Here is a 19,200-nt window from a genome sequence, read left to right as displayed (position 1 = left end):
TATGAGGAATCGTGCCAATATATTTATAACTTCGCGAGTCAAACTTTCAAAGTAAATCATGAATTACAATAAACTGAATAACCTTACAGGCTGGTTTGTTTTTTTAATCGCAACGATTGTTTATTTCCTGACCATTGAAGACACCGTTTCACTTTGGGATTGTGGGGAATATATCACAGCAGCAAATAAATTAGAAGTTGGTCACCCTCCGGGCGCACCTTTATTCATGGTACTTGGACGTTTGTTCTCTTTCTTCGCAGAACCTGAAATGGTTGCCGTATGGATCAACCGCCTTTCAGCTTTGTGCAGTTCATTTACGATTTTATTCCTGTACTGGTCCATTACCATGTTCGGTAAGAAAATCATGCAGCGCAAAGACAGAGACTGGTCAAGAGGTGATCAGATCGCTACTATCGGGGCGGGAGTTATCGGAGCTTTGGCTTATACTTTCTCTGATTCTTTCTGGTTCTCCGCTGTTGAAGGAGAAGTTTATGCGATGTCATCCTTATTTACTGCTGCGATCTTCTGGATGATCCTGAAATGGGATGCAGAAATGATCGGCATCAAGCACGGAGAAATCAAAGACGGAAGATCTCCGATGCGCTGGATGATCCTGATTTGGTTCATGTTCGGTCTGGCTATCGGGGTCCACTTATTGGGTCTACTTGCTGTGCCGGCAATTGCTTACGTGATTTACTTTAATCTTTGGGAGAAAACGAACCTGAAAGGAATTATCCTGACAGGCTTAATTTCAGTAGTTGTACTTGCTTTTGTACAGGAAGGAATCATCCCGGGATCAGTTGCTTTGGCTTCTTCTTTCGAGGTTGCTTTTGTGAATTCATTCGGATTGCCATTCTTCTCCGGAACGATTTTCTTCTTCCTTTTATTGATCGGAGCCTTTATGTGGGCTTTCAGATATGCAAAGAGAAAAGCAAAACCGATCTTAAATACCGCTTTGTGGAGTTTGGCATTCTTGTTAATCGGTTACGGATCTTTTGCAGTAATCGTTATCCGCTCCAATGCAAACACGCCTTTGGATGAGAACGACCCTGAAAACTTAGTTACCCTGCATGCTTATCTGAAGCGTGAACAATATGGTTCCTGGCCTATCTTAAACGGAAATTACTGGAATTCACAATTGAATGATCCAAGTGAATACGAAGATGCCGCTCCTTTCTACCTGCGTCGTTTCGTAGTTGAAAATGAGCAAACGGGAATGGATGCAAAAGCTTTCATGACTGAAAAAGAAGCAACAGACTGGGCTAAATCGAAAGGAAGAAACTATTCCGTGAAAGAGAAGTATTTCTCCAGCAACGAAAGTATCCGAAAGAACAGCAAGCAGACCTATGCTCAAAAAACGTTCTTACCGCGTATGTATTATACTTCCGGTAACCCGAATGATCCCAAGATTGCTGCTTATAAAAACTGGTCGGGTTATGATCCTACAGATGTAAGAGATTCCGATGAGAACGGTGACGATGGCTTAAGACTTCCGCGTTTCAGTGAAAACATGCGCTACATGTTCAGCTACCAAATGAACTGGATGTACTGGCGTTACTTCATGTGGAACTTCTCCGGTCGTCAGAACGACTTCCAGGGCCATGGTGATGAAATGCGCGGGAACTGGATCTCCGGATTCTCATTCATCGATGATGCCCGTTTGGGGAACCAGGAGCATGCACCTTACTACACATTGGAAAATCCGGCTCACAATAATTTCTGGATGCTTCCGCTTGTTTTGGGTGTGATCGGACTGATCTTCCATTTCTACAGGGCTCCGAAAGACGCATTTATCGTATTCCTGACATTCTTCTTTACCGGAATTGCGATCGTTATTTACCTGAACCAAAAACCGTTCGAACCGCGTGAGCGTGATTATGCATACGCAGCATCCTTCTACGCCTTCGCATTCTGGATTGGATTGAGTGTTCTTGCGTTATACGATGCGTACAAAAACTTCCAGAAAGAAGACTGGAAGAAAATGCTGATCGGTTACGGAGCTTTGACCGGGTTCATATTGATTTTCGCAGCTTCTGGCGGTGGTTTCATCTTGACAACCTGGTTAATCATTGCAATTATCGGTCTGGTCTTGCTGGGATTAGCCTTCGGACTGCGGAAAGCGCTTCCGAATAATACAGTCGCCGCAACCTTATTCACCGTACTTACTTTATTCGTTCCTTACATCATGGGCGAGCAGGGATGGGATGACCACGATCGTTCCAATAAGTCTTCCGCTCATGATTTAGCATACAATTACCTTCAATCTTGTGCCAAGAATGGTATCATTTTCTCTGTAGGAGATAACGACACATTCCCGCTTTGGTATTTACAGGAAGTAGAAGGTGAGCGCACGGATGTTCGCGTATGTAACACCAGCTTATTCGACACCGACTGGTACACCAACCAGATGAAGATGAAAATGTACGATTCCGAACCACTTCCTATTACATTTAGAGAAGACCAGATCCTTCAGTGGGCTGGTGGAACGGACCAGGCATTCTTCTTGTCTACCACACGCATGCTGAACCAGGGAATCAAACGGGAAGAAGTAGATCGTTTATTCAAGATCAAAGTAAAAAACAGTCCTGCTGAGTTCAGACAGGCGTTTACAAACTTTGCGAATGCCGGTACATCTGTTTTATCAGGTGTAAAAGCGAAAGACGCTGCATACGAGCCTAGAATCAATGAGATTCGCCAGGTATTCCAAAATGCAAGTGCAGATTCGGCTTCTATCGAAGTGATTGAAGCTATGGAAAACGGAATCCTGGAAGTATTCGAAGGTTACAGAAACCAATTCCTGGAAGCTGATGTAAAAGGATTGGAGACGATGCAGGAAATCCTAAACTCCTGGGAAGATTCCTGGTCATTCCTTCCATTGAAAGATGTAATCACTTTCATGCAGAACGATGACAACATGATCAAGTACGGAACAGCTTCTCTGCGTGTTATTCCAAGTACAGGATTCATCCTTCCTGTCAATAAGAAAAATGCTTTGGCATCTCAGATTATCTCCAAAGATGAACTGGCGAACTGCGAAGACGAGATCCGCTTCCGTTTCAATTCAAGATCCGTTCAGACGATTACAAAATCCGACATTATGATTTTGGACATGTTGGCTCACAACGACTGGAAACGCCCGATGTACTTTACTTCTCCGGGAAATACCGAAGTTTCTACAGCGATGTACCAAAGCGGACACTTACGTACGAATGGTATGGCGTGGGAAATCACTCCGATCTTAGCTCAGGGTAAAACTCCGATCAATGAGAAGTTGATGTACAAACATTTGATGAACACTTACCACTATGGTAAAATGAACGACCGCGACGTATTGACGGATTACTATGCAAGAAGACAAACCGTTCAATTCAGAACGATGTTCGCTCAATTGGCCGAACATTACGTGATCGAAGCTGAGCAGATGGAAATGAGCAAACAGCAATACGGTCCGATGTTGAAGAACCTTCGTGCTTCCGGTCAGGCAAGAGTAGCTGATTCTTTGGAAAACTCTTTCAAAGGATCCATGGGAATGACTCCGGCTCAATTGCGTAAAAAAGCGGCTGAAGTTATTCACAAATCATTGGAAGTAATGCCTGCTGATATCGTTTTGGATTACGGTGAAAGACCTTCGCCTGCAGGTTCGATCAAAGATGCGAACGGAGCAGAATACCAACAGTTCCAGGATGGAGTTCTTCAGGATTACGTAGGTCTTCTTTACAGAGCCGGAGATAAAGCGGGTGCTGAAAAACTAGGAGCTGAAGTTGCACGTCAATTAGAAAGCATCATCGGTTACTTCAAAAACAGCCCGGCAAACTTTGCAGCATCCAACGATATGGATTACATCTCGGCGGTGATCAACTACGCAACACTTCATAAGTTTGCAGGTGACGAGCGCATTGCTTCTAAGAACAATCCGTTGGTAAGCAGAACTACAAAAGGTCTGGAAGATCTTTACAACGTGGATCTGCCGCGTATTTATACGGAATTGGATCAACTTTCACTGGAAAACGGTGAAAGCAGAACAGATGGAAACTTTGCTATTAAGAAAGCACGTTTGCAAGGCACCATGAATGCGATTGACTTTACATTCCAATTAACCGGAACACAGGTGCCTACAGCTCCAAAGCCAACTCCGCAAATGCCTGCTGGATCGGAAGCTGTTCTTGACGAGGCTGCATTGGGTGGAAAAGCTGCTGAGCCTTACGATCCGGATACAATGTAATTTTATATGAAACTATTTAAACCTCCACGCTTAACGAATTGGGTTTTTCCAAGGTTAAGGTGGAGGTTTTCCATTTCTGAACAGGTCGTATTCATCACTTTTGACGACGGACCGAACCCGGAAATCACCCCTTTTGTATTGGACCTCTTAAAGGAATACAACTGGAAAGCAACGTTTTTTTGCGTGGGAGAGAATGTAAGGAAATATCCGGAGTTGTTCCGGCGTATTCTGAATGAAGGGCACACGGTCGGAAACCACACCATGAAACACCTGAATTCCATTAAAACAGAAAATGAATTGTACCTGGAATCATTCCGGGAATTTGAAGAAACCTATCCTACAAAACTGTTCAGGCCTCCCTATGGCAGAATCAAACCGAGTGTTGCTAAAGAAATCGCGAAGACACACCAAATAATCATGTGGTCGTGGTTATCTTATGATTACGATCTGAGTGTAAGCAATGAACGCATCCTTTCTGAAGCAAAACGAATTAAACCGGGTGAAATCCTGGTTCTTCATGATAATTCAAAGATTGCAGAAAGGCAAAAAGAATTACTGCCACAATTGTTCAGACAGCTCAAAGAAGCTGAATTTTGCTCGGAAGCTATTTCTGTTTCGGTTTCTTGAAAATGGGAACCGTTGAACAAGGCTCACCATACATGATGCTGGAACAAACCGGCTGGACTTTCACCAAAAACTGCGACATTGCAGCTTCCGGGTTTGGAATGTCCGAACATCCTTTCACGATCAGTTTCCCGTCATTGAATTGCTCTATATCCAATTGGTCGATACTCAATTCCAATGCTTTTTGTCGGGCTTGGGCTAATGTACCGATTGTCACTGAACTTGCAATCCCAACCAATTTTGAGCTCACCAGCATGAAAGCCCAGGAAGGCAAAATGGCATCCACTGAGCAATATAAGTACACATGTTTGTTTTGGAAGCTGTTCCAATCGAAATTCTTAACGTAATCGCGGAAATCTTTTTCCTTCAAAACCAATCCCTGCCACAGAGAAGGCTCGAAATCAAAACCTGCAAACTCAGAATTCTTCGGACAATACTCCGCAAGGTCCACTGCGATCAGCCCGCTTTGTGCTACTTTATTTACTATCTCAGACATGTTGCAAAATTACGTTTATTAATTGCGAATTGCGAATGCCGAATTACGAATTGTTTGGCACTTAACTCATCTTTCATAATTCTTCTTATCTGTATAAAGCATTACAAACCTGACCTTTCCAATTTCCGTACAAGAATCTGTCAATTGTTAAACTTCAGCTGCCGCTCATCCATTTTAACAAAAATTAGTGAAACAGGTCTTTCATTTCCCTTAATTTTACGCCCACACATTATATTAAACCATGAAACACTCGATTTTGTTAGGACTTGCAACTGTTTTGGTTTTGGGTTCTTGTACATCAACTCCCGAAAAGAAAATCATCAAGGTTGAGAAGAAAATAGTTACTCAAAAAATGGATCCGGTTCACGCTAACCGCAAACTGGCAATCGAGGTTTCAGGTATGAGTTGTGAACACGCTTGTGGCGGATCAATCCGAATGGCGCTGAAAGAAACAGGAGCTGTTGACCGTGTTTCTTATGATTTCGAATCGGGAAGAAAAACCAATACCGCTTACATCACTTTTGACAAATCAAAAATCTCCGCTGATAAAATTGTTTCCATCATTGAAACTGTCAATGACAAGCAGTTTACAACCGGAAAATCAAGTTCTACGGATATTGAAGGAGAAATGAAATCAAGCAGTCCTTCAACAACGACTGTCACGGAAACAAAGACCACGAAGATCAACGTAGAAGTACCACAAACAAACTGGGAGATACCGAATATCTTCCGATTTTTTTCCCATTTACTCAGCTAAAAACAAAGCGGATTTGTAGTTTTGTACCATGAAGCTGCAGCATCGTATTATTGGAGAAGGAAAGCCATTGATTATCCTTCACGGACTTTTTGGTTCTTCAGACAATTGGCAGACACATGCCAAACGCTTTTCGGATTATTTCCAGGTTATTTTAGTGGATCAGCGCAATCACGGTCATACAGACTGGAGTGATGAATTTGATTATGATATTCTCGCAGAAGATCTTCACGAACTGATCACTGACCTGGGATTGGAAAAAGTCAATCTATTGGGTCATTCCATGGGCGGAAAAACCGTTATGCGTTGCGCACAGCTTTACCCGGATACGATTGAAAAAATGATCGTGGTAGATATGGGAATCAAAGGCTATCCTCCCCACCATCAGGAAATTTTAAAAGGCATTGCCGCTTTGAATGCCACCCCCATGGATTCACGTTCGGCTGCAGAAGAAGTCCTGCTTCCTTTTGTTCCGGAAAACGGTACACGTCAGTTCCTGATGAAGAACCTTTATTGGATCGAAAAGGGCAAATTGGCCTGGCGTATGAATGTGGAAGTCCTGGAACGGGAAATGCAGAATATCCTGAAAGCAATTCCGGATGAAGAAGTTTTTGTTCAAACCTTATTTATACGTGGCGGAATGTCCAAATACATCCTGGACGAAGACATTCCTGAGATTGAAGACCGGTTCCCGGATTCTTCTTTTCTGACAATTGAAAATGCAGGACATTGGGTCCACGCAGAACAACCGGAGGAATTCATGAATGCCGTTTTGGAATTTTTATTGCGGTGAAATTGTTCATTCAAATTTAACGGGTAAACCCACATACGATTTCACTTTTTTACCATCGTGCTCTGCAGGAATCCAATTCGGCATGCTGTTTATTAAGCGGATTGCCTCTTCCCCGCATTCCGGACAGGCAGGAATTCCTTTTAAAACTTGGGCAGCTGAAATCTCCCCTTTTTCAGAAACCACAAACTTAACGTACACTTTTCCTGAAATAATCCCTTGCTCAACACTTTCGGGGTTACGCAGGTTCGTGGTTATAAACTCATTCATCTTTTCTCTACCTCCCGGGAAAACGGCAGCATCTTCTGTCCATTCAAAAATTTTTGGTTCATTGTGCTCAACAGCAATCGGAGAGGAATATTCAAAAGATGTATATTCGATAGGCTCATTCAGTTGTCCGGTGGAAATAAAACCCGGGAAAACTTCCGGAAAAGTCAAAAAATAAGCTTCCGGGAAATCCTTGGGTCCTTTCTTTCTGAAAACTGCTTCCTCCTGTTTTAATCTATCCTGCAATTTCCAGCTGTCAGAAGTCAAATCATTTGCAAGCACCCTATATACGCGAAACATCGAATCAATACGTGGTAAAAAAATACTGATTCGTGCACTACATTCCTTCATTTCTCCTAATCGAACGGTATTTGAAAGGGAATAACGCTTATACTCATCCAATTTTCTGCGCAGTACTTTATTTTGCTCCTTCACACTGAGATCCCCGAGGTCTGCTTTTTCAGAAACTTTCTCAAATACAAAAACCGCCGACAAAGTACTTTCCATGGGAACAAGGAACTCACTATGGATAGGAACTTCATCACTTTTAAAAGTGTGTTTTAAGGATGGAAGTTCCGTTTTCAGCTCTTTTAACTGGTAAAGAAACCTTGAATAGTTTAAGAAACAAGCGAGCAACTGTTTTTCACCGTTTCTCAAAGAGTCGATCTTGCCCCTGGCAATCTTTTTCACCGTATCAAACTCGGCCTTGGATTTACTGAAAACAGTAAGAGCTTCTTCTTGCTTCTGCTGTTCGGAGGCACAATCTGCTAAAAGCTGTCTGCGCTGTTTTTTGGCGCATTGCCCCGAAACGGTGAAGCTCCCGATAATAAACAGTGAAAAGAGTAGTAATTTCATGCCCGAAAGATAGTAATCTTCAGACGATTATAAATACGTAGGGCCGCGATTAATCACAGCCCTACATGGTATATTCATGCATTGTTTCAATTTATTGACTGATCCAAACGCTTCACCATCGTCAGAATTGTTGCAATACCAACCAATGGTTCGTCCGAATCATCCAGCATTTCAACCAGCCATTTTACAACGCCGCGCTGAATATGTGTTTTCGGATCTTCGTCGTTCGGAGTAACGTCCGTGCTCACTTTCTCCTTGCATGTGAAGCGGATATGGATATTTGCTCCTGCATACACCGGTTTGGTAAATCGCAATTCATCAATACCGTAGTTCAAAAGCACCGGGTTGATTTCATAGCTATCCACAAACAATCCTGCCGAAATACTCATGATTAAATATCCGTGAGCAACCTGTTCATCGAACATGGTACCTGCAAAATTCGTTTCTCTTTTGTGTGCATAGAAATTATCGCCGCTCAAAGCCGCAAAGGCATCGATATCTTCGGCAGTGATCAAACGGCTTTCGGTAATCAATTGATCCCCTACTTCCAATTCTTCGTAATGTTTCTTGAACGGGTGGATATCGCTGATATTCCCTTTCGCACCCTGTTGGTAAACTTGTGTTATTTCCGTGATGGTTGTAGGATGCCCCTGAATTGCTGTACGCTGCATGTAATGCATGATTCCGCGTTTTCCGCCCATTTCTTCTCCTCCTCCGGCTCTACCAGGTCCGCCGTGTGTGAGCAAAGGCATCGGAGAACCATGACCCGTACTTTCTTTCGCACAATCCCTGTTCAGAACCAAAATACGCCCGTTCACACAAGCGGTTTCTACTACAAACTCACGTGCTTCTTTATCATCAGCAGTAACAATGGATGTTACCAATGAACCCTTTCCTAATTTAGTCAGTTCGATTGCCTGGTCCATGTCCTTGTAAGGCATGATCGTTGAAACCGGTCCGAAAGCTTCTACATTGTGAACATCCTGTTTGTCGAACGGAGAATCGTTCAGGAATAAGATCGGGGAAAAGAAAGCTCCCTTATCCTTATCCGCACCAACCACATCAAACTGGTCCAGATCTCCGTAAATAATTTCCTGGGATTTCGCCAATAACTCCACATTCTCGCGAACACGTTCTACTTGTGTCCGGTTGATCAAAGCTCCCATGCGCACACCCTCCACCTTCGGATCACCTATCGTTGTGGATGCCAAACGAGCCGAAACTCCTTTCTGCACTTCTTCAATGAAATTCTCAGGAACCAAAATACGTCGTACAGCCGTACATTTCTGACCGGCCTTGATCGTGATTTCTTTTGTTACCTCTTTCACGAAAATATCAAACTCTTCTGTTCCCGGAGCAGCTTTTTGACCAAGTACCATCGCATTCAGTGAATCGGCTTCCAAATTAAACGGCACTGATTCTTCAATCAAACGCGGATGCGCTTTCAACTTCCTTCCGGTGAATGCGCTTCCGGTGAAAGTTACCACATCCTGGTTCGTTACATGATCAATGATCCCGCGGCCAAACCCGGAAACCAATTGTAAAGCGCCTTCCGGCAATATTTCCGAATCGATGATATCCTTTACCATCACCTCCGTCAGGTAGCTGGTAAACTCGGATGGTTTCACCACTGCCGGAACACCTGCCATCAAATTCACTGCAATTTTCTCCAGCATCCCCCAAATCGGGAAATTAAAAGCATTGATGTGAACAGCAACTCCCTGCTTAGGCACCATGATGTGATGTCCGATAAAAGATCCGTTCTTAGACATTGGTGCGGTGTTTCCGTCTACATAATAAGGCAAATCCGGAAATTGTCTTCTCAATGAAGCATTTGCAAACAAGTTCCCGATCCCGCCTTCGATATCAATCCAGGAATCCACTTTCGTAGCACCTGTCCATGCAGAAACTTCGTAATAAGTTCTTTTACGCTCCATTAAGAAAAGCGCCAAAGCCTTGAGCATGCGTCCGCGTTCCTGGAAAGTCATTTTGCGCAGTTGCTTTCCGCCGACTGTTCTTCCGTAATTCAGGATTGCTTCGTAATCCAGTCCTGCACTTGAAACCGACCCGATCTGATCACCGGTAATGGCATTATAGATTTTTTGTTCTTCACCTTCACCGGCCACCCATTGACCGCATATATAATTCTTTACTTGTATCATCTTGATTTCCTCTGAAATTTCATTTCAAATATACAACGCTCAATCAGCACCGTTGCAAAACGAAGTAATTTCTTTCAAATTTATCCGGTCATTGAACCAAAGTTGAAGGAAGTTGTACGGAAGCCAGAATGAAAGAATGTTCATTTTTAGTTAATACAGGCTTGATTTTTTCGTAACATTCCGCAAAACAGGTCTATTCTTTCGTTCAATTGGTAATTAAGGTACTTAAAATGGATTTTGAAGCATTTTGATAAAAAAGGCAACTCATTTCACTAAAAGGTTTGGAACTAATTAAAACCTTTTTAGTATGTTTGAGGCTTAAACATGTAAAAAGTTTCAATAAAGACTAAATTATGAGCAAGACAAAAACAGGAGGAGGTTTTTCATCATTAGTTGCCTCATTATCTATTGCAATTGCATTAGGGATTGGATTTCTTATCTATTATTTCATTCTAGGAGATCCTGCAAACTTCGTTAATGGTGATCCGAATGAGCACCCGATTGACAACAACACGCTTGGTACTATCTACAAAGGAGGTATCATCGTACCTTTCTTGATGGCGGTAAACATCATCGTAATTATTTTCTCTGTTGAGCGTTTCATCAGTATTTCCAAAACAAAAGGTCGTGGTAACATCAACGCATTCGTTGAAAAAATCAAATCTTTGATGGAATCAAACGATATCCAGGGTGCATTGGAAGAGTGTGATAAGCAAAAAGGATCTTTGGCTAATGTAATCCGCGCAGGATTAGAGAAATATGAATCAGTTCAGAAAGACCCTACTTTGGATAAGGAGACAAAATCTGAGATCATCAAAGCTGAGATCGAGGAGGCAATTTCTTTGGAAGTTCCAATGATGTCTAAAAACCTGGTTATCATCTCTACTTGTGTATCTGTAGGTACTTTGATCGGTTTGATCGGAACGGTATTGGGGATGATCAAATCCTTCCAGGCGATGGGTGCCGGTACTCCTGATACAACTAAATTATCAATTGGTATTTCTGAGGCCTTGATCAATACATTCTTTGGTATCTTCGCTTCTACAGTGGCTACAATAATGTACAACTTCTTCAACACGAAGATCGATCAAATGACTCACGCTATGGATGAGGCTGGTTTTGCTATCGTTCAAAACTTTAACGCTAACAATTAATATTCATTCGTCTTTGGCGAAGAAATAATATAAGTAAGAATGGCTAAATTAAAATTACCTAAAGGTTCCCCTTCCATTGACATGACGCCAATGGTTGACTTGGCCTTCCTTTTGGTTACATTCTTCATGCTAGCAGCTGACTTCCGTACAGACGAAGTTGTAAAAATCGAAATCCCTTCTTCGATCGGGAAAGATGACATTCCTCAAAAGACCCTGGTAATGGTTACCGTGGACACAAAAGGAAGAGTCTTTTTCACTTGCTCGGGAGAAGAAGTTCGTAAAAAAGTCTTGATGCAAATGGCAGCTAAATATAAAGTTCCGTTTTCAGAAGAGAATATTACAACATTCAGCAGAATGGAAGGAGGTTTTGGATGCAGCATGAGTGAGCTTCCGAAATACCTTTCTCTTGAAGCTGAAGAGCGTAAAAACTTGCCGAATGCAACAATTCCTGTTGATACAACTAAGAACAATGAGTTGGCCGACTGGATCAATTTTGCAAACCGCGAGATGCTCGACTACGGAAAAGCAAAGTTTGAAGAAGAAAATGCCAAACAAGGAAAAGGAGGAATTCCTCTTAAACCGGAAGATTTCAAACCGAAATTCGTGTTGAAGGCCGATATGGAAGCCGAATACGTGAAAGTAAAAACGGTGATCGAAGTATTCCGTAACCTGAAGTTGAACAATTTGAATTTCGTGACTTCCCAGGAAGCACAGCAATTATAAGAAGTTATGGCAGAAATAGCAGAAAGCGGCGGCGGCGACGATAAAGGCAAAAAGCACGGCAAGAAAGGTTCCGCCAGAATTGATATGACTCCAATGGTAGACTTAGGTTTCCTATTGTTGACATTCTTCGTATTGACTTCCACGTTCGCGAAACCGAAGGTGATGAGTTTGACTTACCCTGCAAAGACAGAAGAACAAGGTCCTGAGCCTCCAAAAGTGAAAAATGGTATTACCTTTTTGATTTCAGATGACAAAGTTTTCTATTACAAAGGACAGTTTTACCCGGTTGGAAATGCTGAAGGGAAACCTGCAACTGAGTTGATTGAAACTAATTTTGGCCCGGAAGGAATTCGTAAGATTTTGAAGGAAAACAATACCTATGTATTGAATAAAATCACCGAACTAAACGGACAATTGAGTAAGAAGCAAATCAGCGATTCGATTTACAAAAAGAAAGTCATTGAAGCAAAAGGAGATAAAGAAGCTTTGAAAGTATTGGTGAAAACCGATATGAAAGCGAAGACCCGCAACTTCATTGACGTGATTGACGAATTGTACATTGCTCAAATCGGGGTAATTGCTCCTGTAGACATTACAAAGAGCGAGCAGGCACTGTTAGACGAAAAATTAAAACAATAAGCATATGTTAGTAGCAGTTGTTGTACTTCTGGTAGCTGGACTCTCATTGTATGAGTATTTCAGCGCAAAGAGCTGGCAGCAGGTAACATCTATCGAGCGTAACGAGATCGTATTTGAGGACCGTAACCATGAATATGGTGCGTACCAGATCCGAACAAATTACAGTCGTAACTTGTTACTTGTTATGGCCGGAGTAATCCTGTTCATCGGAACAACTTTCGGGATTTATAAGTTGATTATGAATCTTCCTGAAGAAAAACCTAAAGAAGTTCCTTTGGATTTAACAGCATTTGCTGTTGATGCCCCTTTAGAAAAAGAGGAAATCGTTGAACCGTTGGAACCGGAAGTTCCGCCAATGGAGAAAACCATCCAATTTACTCCGCCGGAAATTTCCGATACGGAAGATTCCGATGTTCCTCCTCAAGAAGAGATTAAGGACGTGAAAGCGGATACGGAAACTCACGAAGAGACGGATGCCTTTGCTAAAACTCCTGAAGTAGTTGTTAAGAAGGAAGAAAAAGTAGAGAAAAAAGAGAACGTAATCTACGACATCGTGGATGAGCCTGCTGAACCTAATGGTGGTATGGCAGCTTTGAAAAGATACCTTGCTGAGAACATCAAGTATCCTCAAACTGCAGTTGAAATGGGATTGGAAGGTAAATGTTACCTTCAGTTCGTAGTGAGTGAGAACGGTTACATCTCCAACGTAAAAGTGAAGAAAGGTGTAACAGATTGTCCGGAGTGTGACCAGGAAGCAATTCGCGTTGTGAAAGGCATGCCGAGATGGACACCAGGTAAAATCAACGGTAAAGCCGTAAACAGTACCTTCTCATTACCGGTTTCATTCAAATTGAATTAATTTCAGTATTAATAGTAATCCCCCTGATTCATAGTCAGGGGGATTTTTTTCGTTTAGTATGTTTAAGAACTTACCCCTTATTATGGCAGGTTTCATGGTAGTCATGTGTTTGGTTATGGCTTACTTCCTGTTATTCAGTGATCTGCTCATTGAAAGGCTGTATGGTTTCAAACGCCACCTGTTTGTTGCCCTCATCCTCATTTATGGTCTCTACAGAGCATTCCGCTTGTACACATTGATTCAAAACAATAAAAAAGAAGAATAAGCTTATGAAGAAACTGGTCCTTTTAAGTTCATTGGCCCTTCTGGGAATTCAATTCTCCTGCAATACCAATCAAACACCGGATGATACACCCAGACGCGGAAAGAAAACCATGTACCTCGACGAATCCTTCCAGCCGCTTATCAAAACAGCATCAGAAGTATTCACGGGGATTTACCCGCAGGCAGACCTGAACATGGTTTACACCAGTGAGACAAATGCCATGAAAGCACTATCAGAAGGAAAAGCAAGAACCATTTTCATCGGAAGGGATTACACTAAAGAAGAAAAAAAATACCTGAGATCACTCAATATTACGGTGACATCAGACATTATTGCACATGACGCAATTACATTTATTGTAAACCTAAACAACATGGATACCCTGCTTACCCAAAATCAGCTCCGTGATTTACTAAAAGGGAAGACTACCACCTGGCCCATTTCTCAAAAACCGATCGAAATTGTTTTTGACCAGGTACAATCGGCGAACTTTAACCACATGCTGAAGTGGATCGGAACCGATTTCGGGAAACAGGTACACGCCGCAAAAAACACCGAGGACCTCATTAGATACGTGCAAGAAAATCCGAATACTCTTGGAGTAATCGGTTACAATCACATCAGTGACTTCGATGACCCGAATGTGAAAGCACGTTTGAAAAAATTCCGTGTAGTGGGGATCCAGGGCAACGACAAGTACTATTGGAGACCAACCAAGGCAAATATTACAGAGCGAAAATATCCGTTCTGGCGACCAATCTGGGCAATCAATTCAGGAGCACCCGACGGACTAAATACAGGCTTTGTCAATTGGCTGAATGCACGTCAGGGTCAGTTGCTGCTGGAAAAATGCGAACTTGGTCCTGGAAAAGGAACTCCACGGGAAATCAACTTTGTTACAGAGTAGAAAACGTTCAAAAGGTTTAAATGTTCAATAACACATCCAAATTTTGACCTTCTTGAACTATTCAACTTTTTGAACTTCAGCAATTTTCAACAAGAAAAAAGCTTAGAGCCCAAACTGCTCATTTCAATCAATGAAGCAGACAGACAAGTCGATAAATATGAAATAATCGTTAAGAAACAATACCATTTCATCAGTTTATGCTAATTTGGCAAAGGAATTGTACAGAGACTAATACGTTGAAAAGACAAAAAAACATGAACAAGTTAAAACTATTCGTTCTTGCATTAAGTTTAGGAACAGCCGCACAGGCGCAGACTTTGCAGGACGCAAACAAGAAAACAGAAAACGAACGTTACGATTTAGCGCGCGTGGAATATCAAAAATTGGTGCAAGCGGACCCTACAAGTGTAGAGAATGCTTTCTTTTTTGGAAACTTCTATGCATTGATCGGAGAAAAAGATTCGGCGATCACTATGTGGAGAAAAGCAGGATCTATAAACGTAGAAGATAAACTGGGAATGGTTGCTGCCGCAAAAGCACTTTACTTTTCAGGTGACACCACAACAGCAGGTCAGCAATTTTGCGAGATCATCAAGAAAACAAAACGTAAAAACCCGGTAGTTCTTCACCGCATTGCAGAAACATATGCAACAGGTCCGATTAAAAACCTGAAGATGGCGGAAATTTACCTGCGTGATGTTGTTCGTTTGGATTCTAAAAACATTGATGCATACATCCTTTTGGGTGACGTATTGTTAGCTCAAAGCGGATCAAATGCAACTCAGGCAACTGAGCAGTATAACAATGCTTTGGCTATCAATCCAAATTCGGCTAGAGTAATTGTACGTAAAGCTCAGATCTATCAGCGCGTTCAAAACTATAAACTGGCGAATGAAGAATACAAAAAAGCGCAGGCTGCCGATCCGAATTATGCTCCTGCATACCGTGAAAATGCCGAATTGAACATTTTGTTCGACCAGTACAATGCTGCTATTGAAATGTGGGAAAAGTATTTGAAACTGAACGATACGGATGAAGCACGCTACCGTTATGCAAGTTCATTGTTCGGAGCAAAGCAATACTGCAACACATTGCCTCAATTGGATCAGTTGACTAAAAACGGGTTTACAAACCTTTACACGAAGCGTATGTTATATTACTCTTTGTACGAGTGTAATGAAGCGAAAGACAGCTTACGTTATGTTCAGGCATTGAAAGCTGGTGAAGATTTCTTCAAAACAGTTCCGAAGGAAAAGATCATTTCTGTTGACTACAAATACCTGGGGATGATTTATGACAAATTAGGGCAGGAAGAAAAAACCATTGAGCAGTACTACTTAGCTGCTGGTATTGATACTGCAAAAGCGTCAGAATACCTTTCAGATATCGCGAAAATCTACGCTGAAAAGAAAGATTACCCGAAATTGATCGAAGTTTACACGAAAATGATGGACCAGTACCCTTCCAAAATGGATGCTACAGACTATTATAACTTAGGACGTGCATATTATTTCGGACCAAAGGATTACAAAATGGCAGATTCCATCTTCGGTATTTTGTCAACAACTGCACCGACATTTGCAGGAGGACCTTTCTGGCAGGCAAGAGCACGTGTTCAGTTGGATTTGGACTCTAAGCCAAAAGCGTACCTGGCTCATGCACAATACGAAGCATTCTTAGCTGCTTTAACTCCTGAAGACATTGCTTCCGGAAACTACAAAGCTTACATCATCGAAGCTTCAAAATATTTGGGCGATTACTACGTAAACTCTCCCATGAAGGATAAAGTGAAAGCAGATGAAATGTGGAATAAGGTTTTGGAACTTGATCCGAAAGATTCACAGGCAAACGCATACTTTAAGAAGTAATTGGTATAAAGAATAAATAGTGAATCCCCCTGACGATAGATGTCAGGGGGATTTTTGTTTTTACTGGGATTAACAATGTTTCGTTCAACCCATTCCGTAATACAAATGTGGCAGCAGGTGCGCGATTAATCGTGTACATATTGTTTAAATTAAACATCGTAGGGAAGAAAAATTTTTCTTTCCTACCCGTTCCAATCATTCAGGATTTGTGATAAAACAAAAGCCCTGACAATAAATATCAGGGCTTCAATCTGGTTATCGTCAGCTGCGACTGACGTATCGAATCTATCAGCTGTGGCTCTCTTATTTCTTTCCTATCGTCAATGCATCGTTCCAACGCATCGGAAGAACCACTTTAGGCATTTTCGTTTGTGTACTCTCCTGGAAAACTCCTTCAAAATGGATTAACATCTCAACCAGCTGCATATCCATTTTTGATCCTCCTTCCATTCGTTCCCAAGTAGCCAGGAAAGATTCGGTTTCTCCTTTTTTCAAAGCAAAAACATCTGCTTTCGAACGAGCGGTTGCATACAAGTTACCATCCGGCATTTCCACTGAAACTTTCGAAGGAGAAATAAACGCCAATCCTTCACCGGTATAAGTTACCTTGAATTTTACGTCCGTTCTCGCAGTTTCCTTCGATGAATTTGCAAGTGTTATTTTAAAGTTCCCGGCAACAAACTCATTATTGGAAGCTGGCAGACGGAAAACCGGAGTTGCGACAGCAGGTTTCAATGCCACTTTGTAAAAACCTTCACAAACAAAATTAAATGCACGTGCATTATTCAGGTTCGCACCCACCGCGCGCATTACTTTCTTCTTACTATCATTCGGAGCAATCAGAATATACTTATCCTTAGTATCCATATTCTTTCCATCCAGCTCAATCTTGCTTTCATCCGAGTTGTATAAAAGCCAGTCATTCGTTTTGTTCACAATATTCATTCTGAACTTCAATTCTTTTGGCAGTGCAACCACATTATCGATTTCAACTTTGTAATCAGCCGTTTCAAATGTGGTATCCGTGTAATAGACTTTTTCATATTGACCGAAAACAGTTCCCGAAAGAGCCATTGTTCCAATAAAACCGGCCATCATCAATACTTTCATAGGTTTAATTTTTTAAATTTTCCCCAAACTTACCAAATTCGTGCCAATAGATTTTACCAATAGCTAAATTCCTAATTATTAAAGATATTCAATCGTTCAAAGGGCCAAATGTTTGGTAAACAATTCGCAATTCGAAAGCAACTTCCTGGGAACTATTTTCTTAAATCCAAAAACGCTACACTTAAATAAGGCATTTCGACAGATAAAATTGTTTTAAAAAAAGGAATGTGATTCCTTATTAGATTAGAATAAGAGTAAAGCCAAAAAGGCCTATTGGATTTACGTTTAGCTAGATAATAAACTTAAAAAAAACCAAATCATGGTACTTACACTTTCAATCATGGCAATCATAGTCGCATTCTCGCTTTATGATTACTTCTCTTCCAGGTCTTGGCAAATGGTGACTTCGAAAGAGCGCAACGAAACGGTATTTGAGAACCGTAACAAAGAATACGGAGCCTATCAAATCCGCAGGGATTATGACAAACGAATCCTTTTGGTATTCTTAGGAGTGACTGTTGGAATAGGAGCATTATGGGGAGCATCCACTTTATTCAAACCGCTAGAGCCGAAAAAAAAGATCGAAATCCCGATGGACACCTGGACAGCTAAAACTGTAGAGGAAGCAGAAAAACCGGAAATTCCGGAAGTAATTGAACAACCTGCGGCAGCTCCTTCACGTGCTGAAATCGCAGAGTTCCGCGAACTGGAAATATCCGACAACGACCAGGATAAAGACCTGACTCCTCCGGATGGCAAAACAGCTATCGGAAACCAGGCTCAAACCGGAGACCCGGGAACAGTTTGGGATGATCCTGTAATTGCACCTCCGGGAACTGGCGGTGGCGGAACTATCGAAGTTAAAAAACCGGACAATAAAATTCATGACATTGTGGATGAAGCTGCATTGTTTCCTGGAGGAATGTCTGCTTTACGCCAATTCATTGCAGACAATATTGATTTATCAATGATAGAAGGCAGTTCAAAAATCTCATTAAAGTTCGTAGTTGATACAAACGGAGAAATCTCATCTGTAATTGTGACCAGAAATACCGGAGATTGTGAATCTTGCGAAAAAGCCGCAATCAAAGTGGTGAAATCCATGCCTAAATGGACCCCGGGAAAAGTAAACGGTGAGCCGGTAAAAAGTTACTACCGACTTCCGATCAATATTCAATAGAAAACGAGTTTCTTTTTCATAATCCGGAAAAGGTGCCTTTCAGCCGTGGCTGACCCAGGCACCTTTTCTATTTTACAACAAACGTGTTCTGCAATGCGAACAAGCTCTGACAACGTCCGAGCAAACCCTCTAATACTCAAATCTGCGAAATCGGCGAGATGCGCCAACGCTTATGCTTGCGCCGGAGCTTCTGCACGAAAATAAGACCCGAGCTTACTTAGAAACCCTGAACTCGCTTAATTCTAAAATTTTAGGAAGTTTTGTTCAAGAAAAATTGGATAAAAAAATAAAAACAGTAACTTTGCGCCCAAATTAAGGAATACAC

Annotated in this window: 16 protein-coding genes; 12 read left to right on the top strand and 4 right to left on the bottom strand. The window is 41.7% G+C overall.

Annotated elements, in window-relative coordinates; all coding sequences use genetic code 11:
- Positions 1 to 58: 58 nt before the first annotated feature.
- Positions 59 to 4,222, top strand: a complete 4,164-nt coding sequence (locus QZT69_RS07470) for a DUF2723 domain-containing protein (protein WP_294672489.1) — start codon at positions 59 to 61, stop codon at positions 4,220 to 4,222.
- A 6-nt stretch (positions 4,223 to 4,228) separates the two neighbouring features.
- Positions 4,229 to 4,849: a polysaccharide deacetylase family protein gene (locus QZT69_RS07465; protein ID WP_294672487.1), complete on the top strand. Its 621-nt coding sequence runs from the start codon at positions 4,229 to 4,231 to the stop codon at positions 4,847 to 4,849.
- Here QZT69_RS07465 and QZT69_RS07460 read toward each other — a convergent pair.
- The gene (locus tag QZT69_RS07460; RefSeq protein ID WP_294672485.1) at positions 4,827 to 5,342 is read right to left on the bottom strand and encodes a DUF2480 family protein; all 516 of its coding nucleotides are present in this window, start codon (positions 5,340 to 5,342) and stop codon (positions 4,827 to 4,829) included. The genes QZT69_RS07465 and QZT69_RS07460 overlap by 23 nt on opposite strands.
- 241 nt (positions 5,343 to 5,583) lie before the next feature.
- On the opposite strand from QZT69_RS07460, the gene QZT69_RS07455 reads away from it, so the two are divergent.
- Positions 5,584 to 6,099: a heavy-metal-associated domain-containing protein gene (locus QZT69_RS07455; RefSeq protein WP_294672482.1), complete on the top strand. Its 516-nt coding sequence runs from the start codon at positions 5,584 to 5,586 to the stop codon at positions 6,097 to 6,099.
- Between the two features lie 28 nt (positions 6,100 to 6,127).
- Positions 6,128 to 6,889: an alpha/beta fold hydrolase gene (locus QZT69_RS07450; RefSeq protein WP_294672479.1), complete on the top strand. Its 762-nt coding sequence runs from the start codon at positions 6,128 to 6,130 to the stop codon at positions 6,887 to 6,889.
- A 6-nt stretch (positions 6,890 to 6,895) separates the two neighbouring features.
- Here QZT69_RS07450 and QZT69_RS07445 read toward each other — a convergent pair whose 3' ends face one another.
- Complete coding sequence (locus QZT69_RS07445) at positions 6,896 to 8,008, bottom strand: energy transducer TonB (protein ID WP_294672476.1); 1,113 nt, start codon at positions 8,006 to 8,008, stop codon at positions 6,896 to 6,898.
- Between the two features lie 86 nt (positions 8,009 to 8,094).
- Positions 8,095 to 10,170, bottom strand: a complete 2,076-nt coding sequence (paaZ, locus tag QZT69_RS07440; protein ID WP_294672473.1) for a phenylacetic acid degradation bifunctional protein PaaZ — start codon at positions 10,168 to 10,170, stop codon at positions 8,095 to 8,097.
- Positions 10,171 to 10,523: 353 nt separating this feature from the next.
- Here paaZ and QZT69_RS07435 point away from each other — a divergent pair, with 353 nt between their 5' ends.
- The 7 genes from QZT69_RS07435 (at position 10,524) to QZT69_RS07405 (ending at position 16,585) form a co-directional block, all read left to right on the top strand.
- Positions 10,524 to 11,324: a MotA/TolQ/ExbB proton channel family protein gene (locus tag QZT69_RS07435; RefSeq protein WP_294672471.1), complete on the top strand. Its 801-nt coding sequence runs from the start codon at positions 10,524 to 10,526 to the stop codon at positions 11,322 to 11,324.
- Between the two features lie 39 nt (positions 11,325 to 11,363).
- Positions 11,364 to 12,047 carry a biopolymer transporter ExbD gene (locus tag QZT69_RS07430; protein WP_294672468.1) on the top strand — a complete coding sequence of 228 codons (684 nt, stop codon included), beginning with the start codon at positions 11,364 to 11,366 and terminating at the stop codon, positions 12,045 to 12,047.
- Between the two features lie 6 nt (positions 12,048 to 12,053).
- Positions 12,054 to 12,686: a biopolymer transporter ExbD gene (locus tag QZT69_RS07425; RefSeq protein WP_294672465.1), complete on the top strand. Its 633-nt coding sequence runs from the start codon at positions 12,054 to 12,056 to the stop codon at positions 12,684 to 12,686.
- A gap of 4 nt (positions 12,687 to 12,690) precedes the next feature.
- The gene (locus tag QZT69_RS07420) at positions 12,691 to 13,545 is read left to right on the top strand and encodes an energy transducer TonB (RefSeq protein WP_294672462.1); all 855 of its coding nucleotides are present in this window, start codon (positions 12,691 to 12,693) and stop codon (positions 13,543 to 13,545) included.
- Between the two features lie 82 nt (positions 13,546 to 13,627).
- Entirely contained in the window at positions 13,628 to 13,810 is a 183-nt protein-coding gene (locus tag QZT69_RS07415) for a hypothetical protein (RefSeq protein ID WP_294672459.1), read from the top strand.
- A gap of 4 nt (positions 13,811 to 13,814) precedes the next feature.
- On the top strand, positions 13,815 to 14,717 hold the full coding sequence (locus QZT69_RS07410) for a substrate-binding domain-containing protein (RefSeq protein WP_294672458.1): 903 nt from the start codon (positions 13,815 to 13,817) through the stop codon (positions 14,715 to 14,717).
- Between the two features lie 254 nt (positions 14,718 to 14,971).
- A complete protein-coding gene (locus QZT69_RS07405; RefSeq protein WP_294672454.1) occupies positions 14,972 to 16,585 on the top strand; it encodes a hypothetical protein in 1,614 nt (537 codons plus the stop codon).
- Positions 16,586 to 16,888: 303 nt separating this feature from the next.
- Here QZT69_RS07405 and QZT69_RS07400 read toward each other — a convergent pair whose 3' ends face one another.
- Positions 16,889 to 17,695: a hypothetical protein gene (locus QZT69_RS07400; RefSeq protein WP_294672450.1), complete on the bottom strand. Its 807-nt coding sequence runs from the start codon at positions 17,693 to 17,695 to the stop codon at positions 16,889 to 16,891.
- A gap of 319 nt (positions 17,696 to 18,014) precedes the next feature.
- Between QZT69_RS07400 and QZT69_RS07395 the strand changes: the two genes are divergently transcribed.
- Complete coding sequence (locus QZT69_RS07395; protein WP_294672447.1) at positions 18,015 to 18,875, top strand: energy transducer TonB; 861 nt, start codon at positions 18,015 to 18,017, stop codon at positions 18,873 to 18,875.
- The last annotated feature ends 325 nt before the right edge of the window (positions 18,876 to 19,200 follow it).

Origin of the sequence: uncultured Fluviicola sp. (genome assembly GCF_902168135.1) — a bacterium.
GTDB lineage: Bacteria > Bacteroidota > Bacteroidia > Flavobacteriales_D > Crocinitomicaceae > Fluviicola.
The sequence above is the reverse complement of the archived record's forward strand: the minus strand, read 5'-3'. Positions and strand labels throughout refer to the sequence as shown.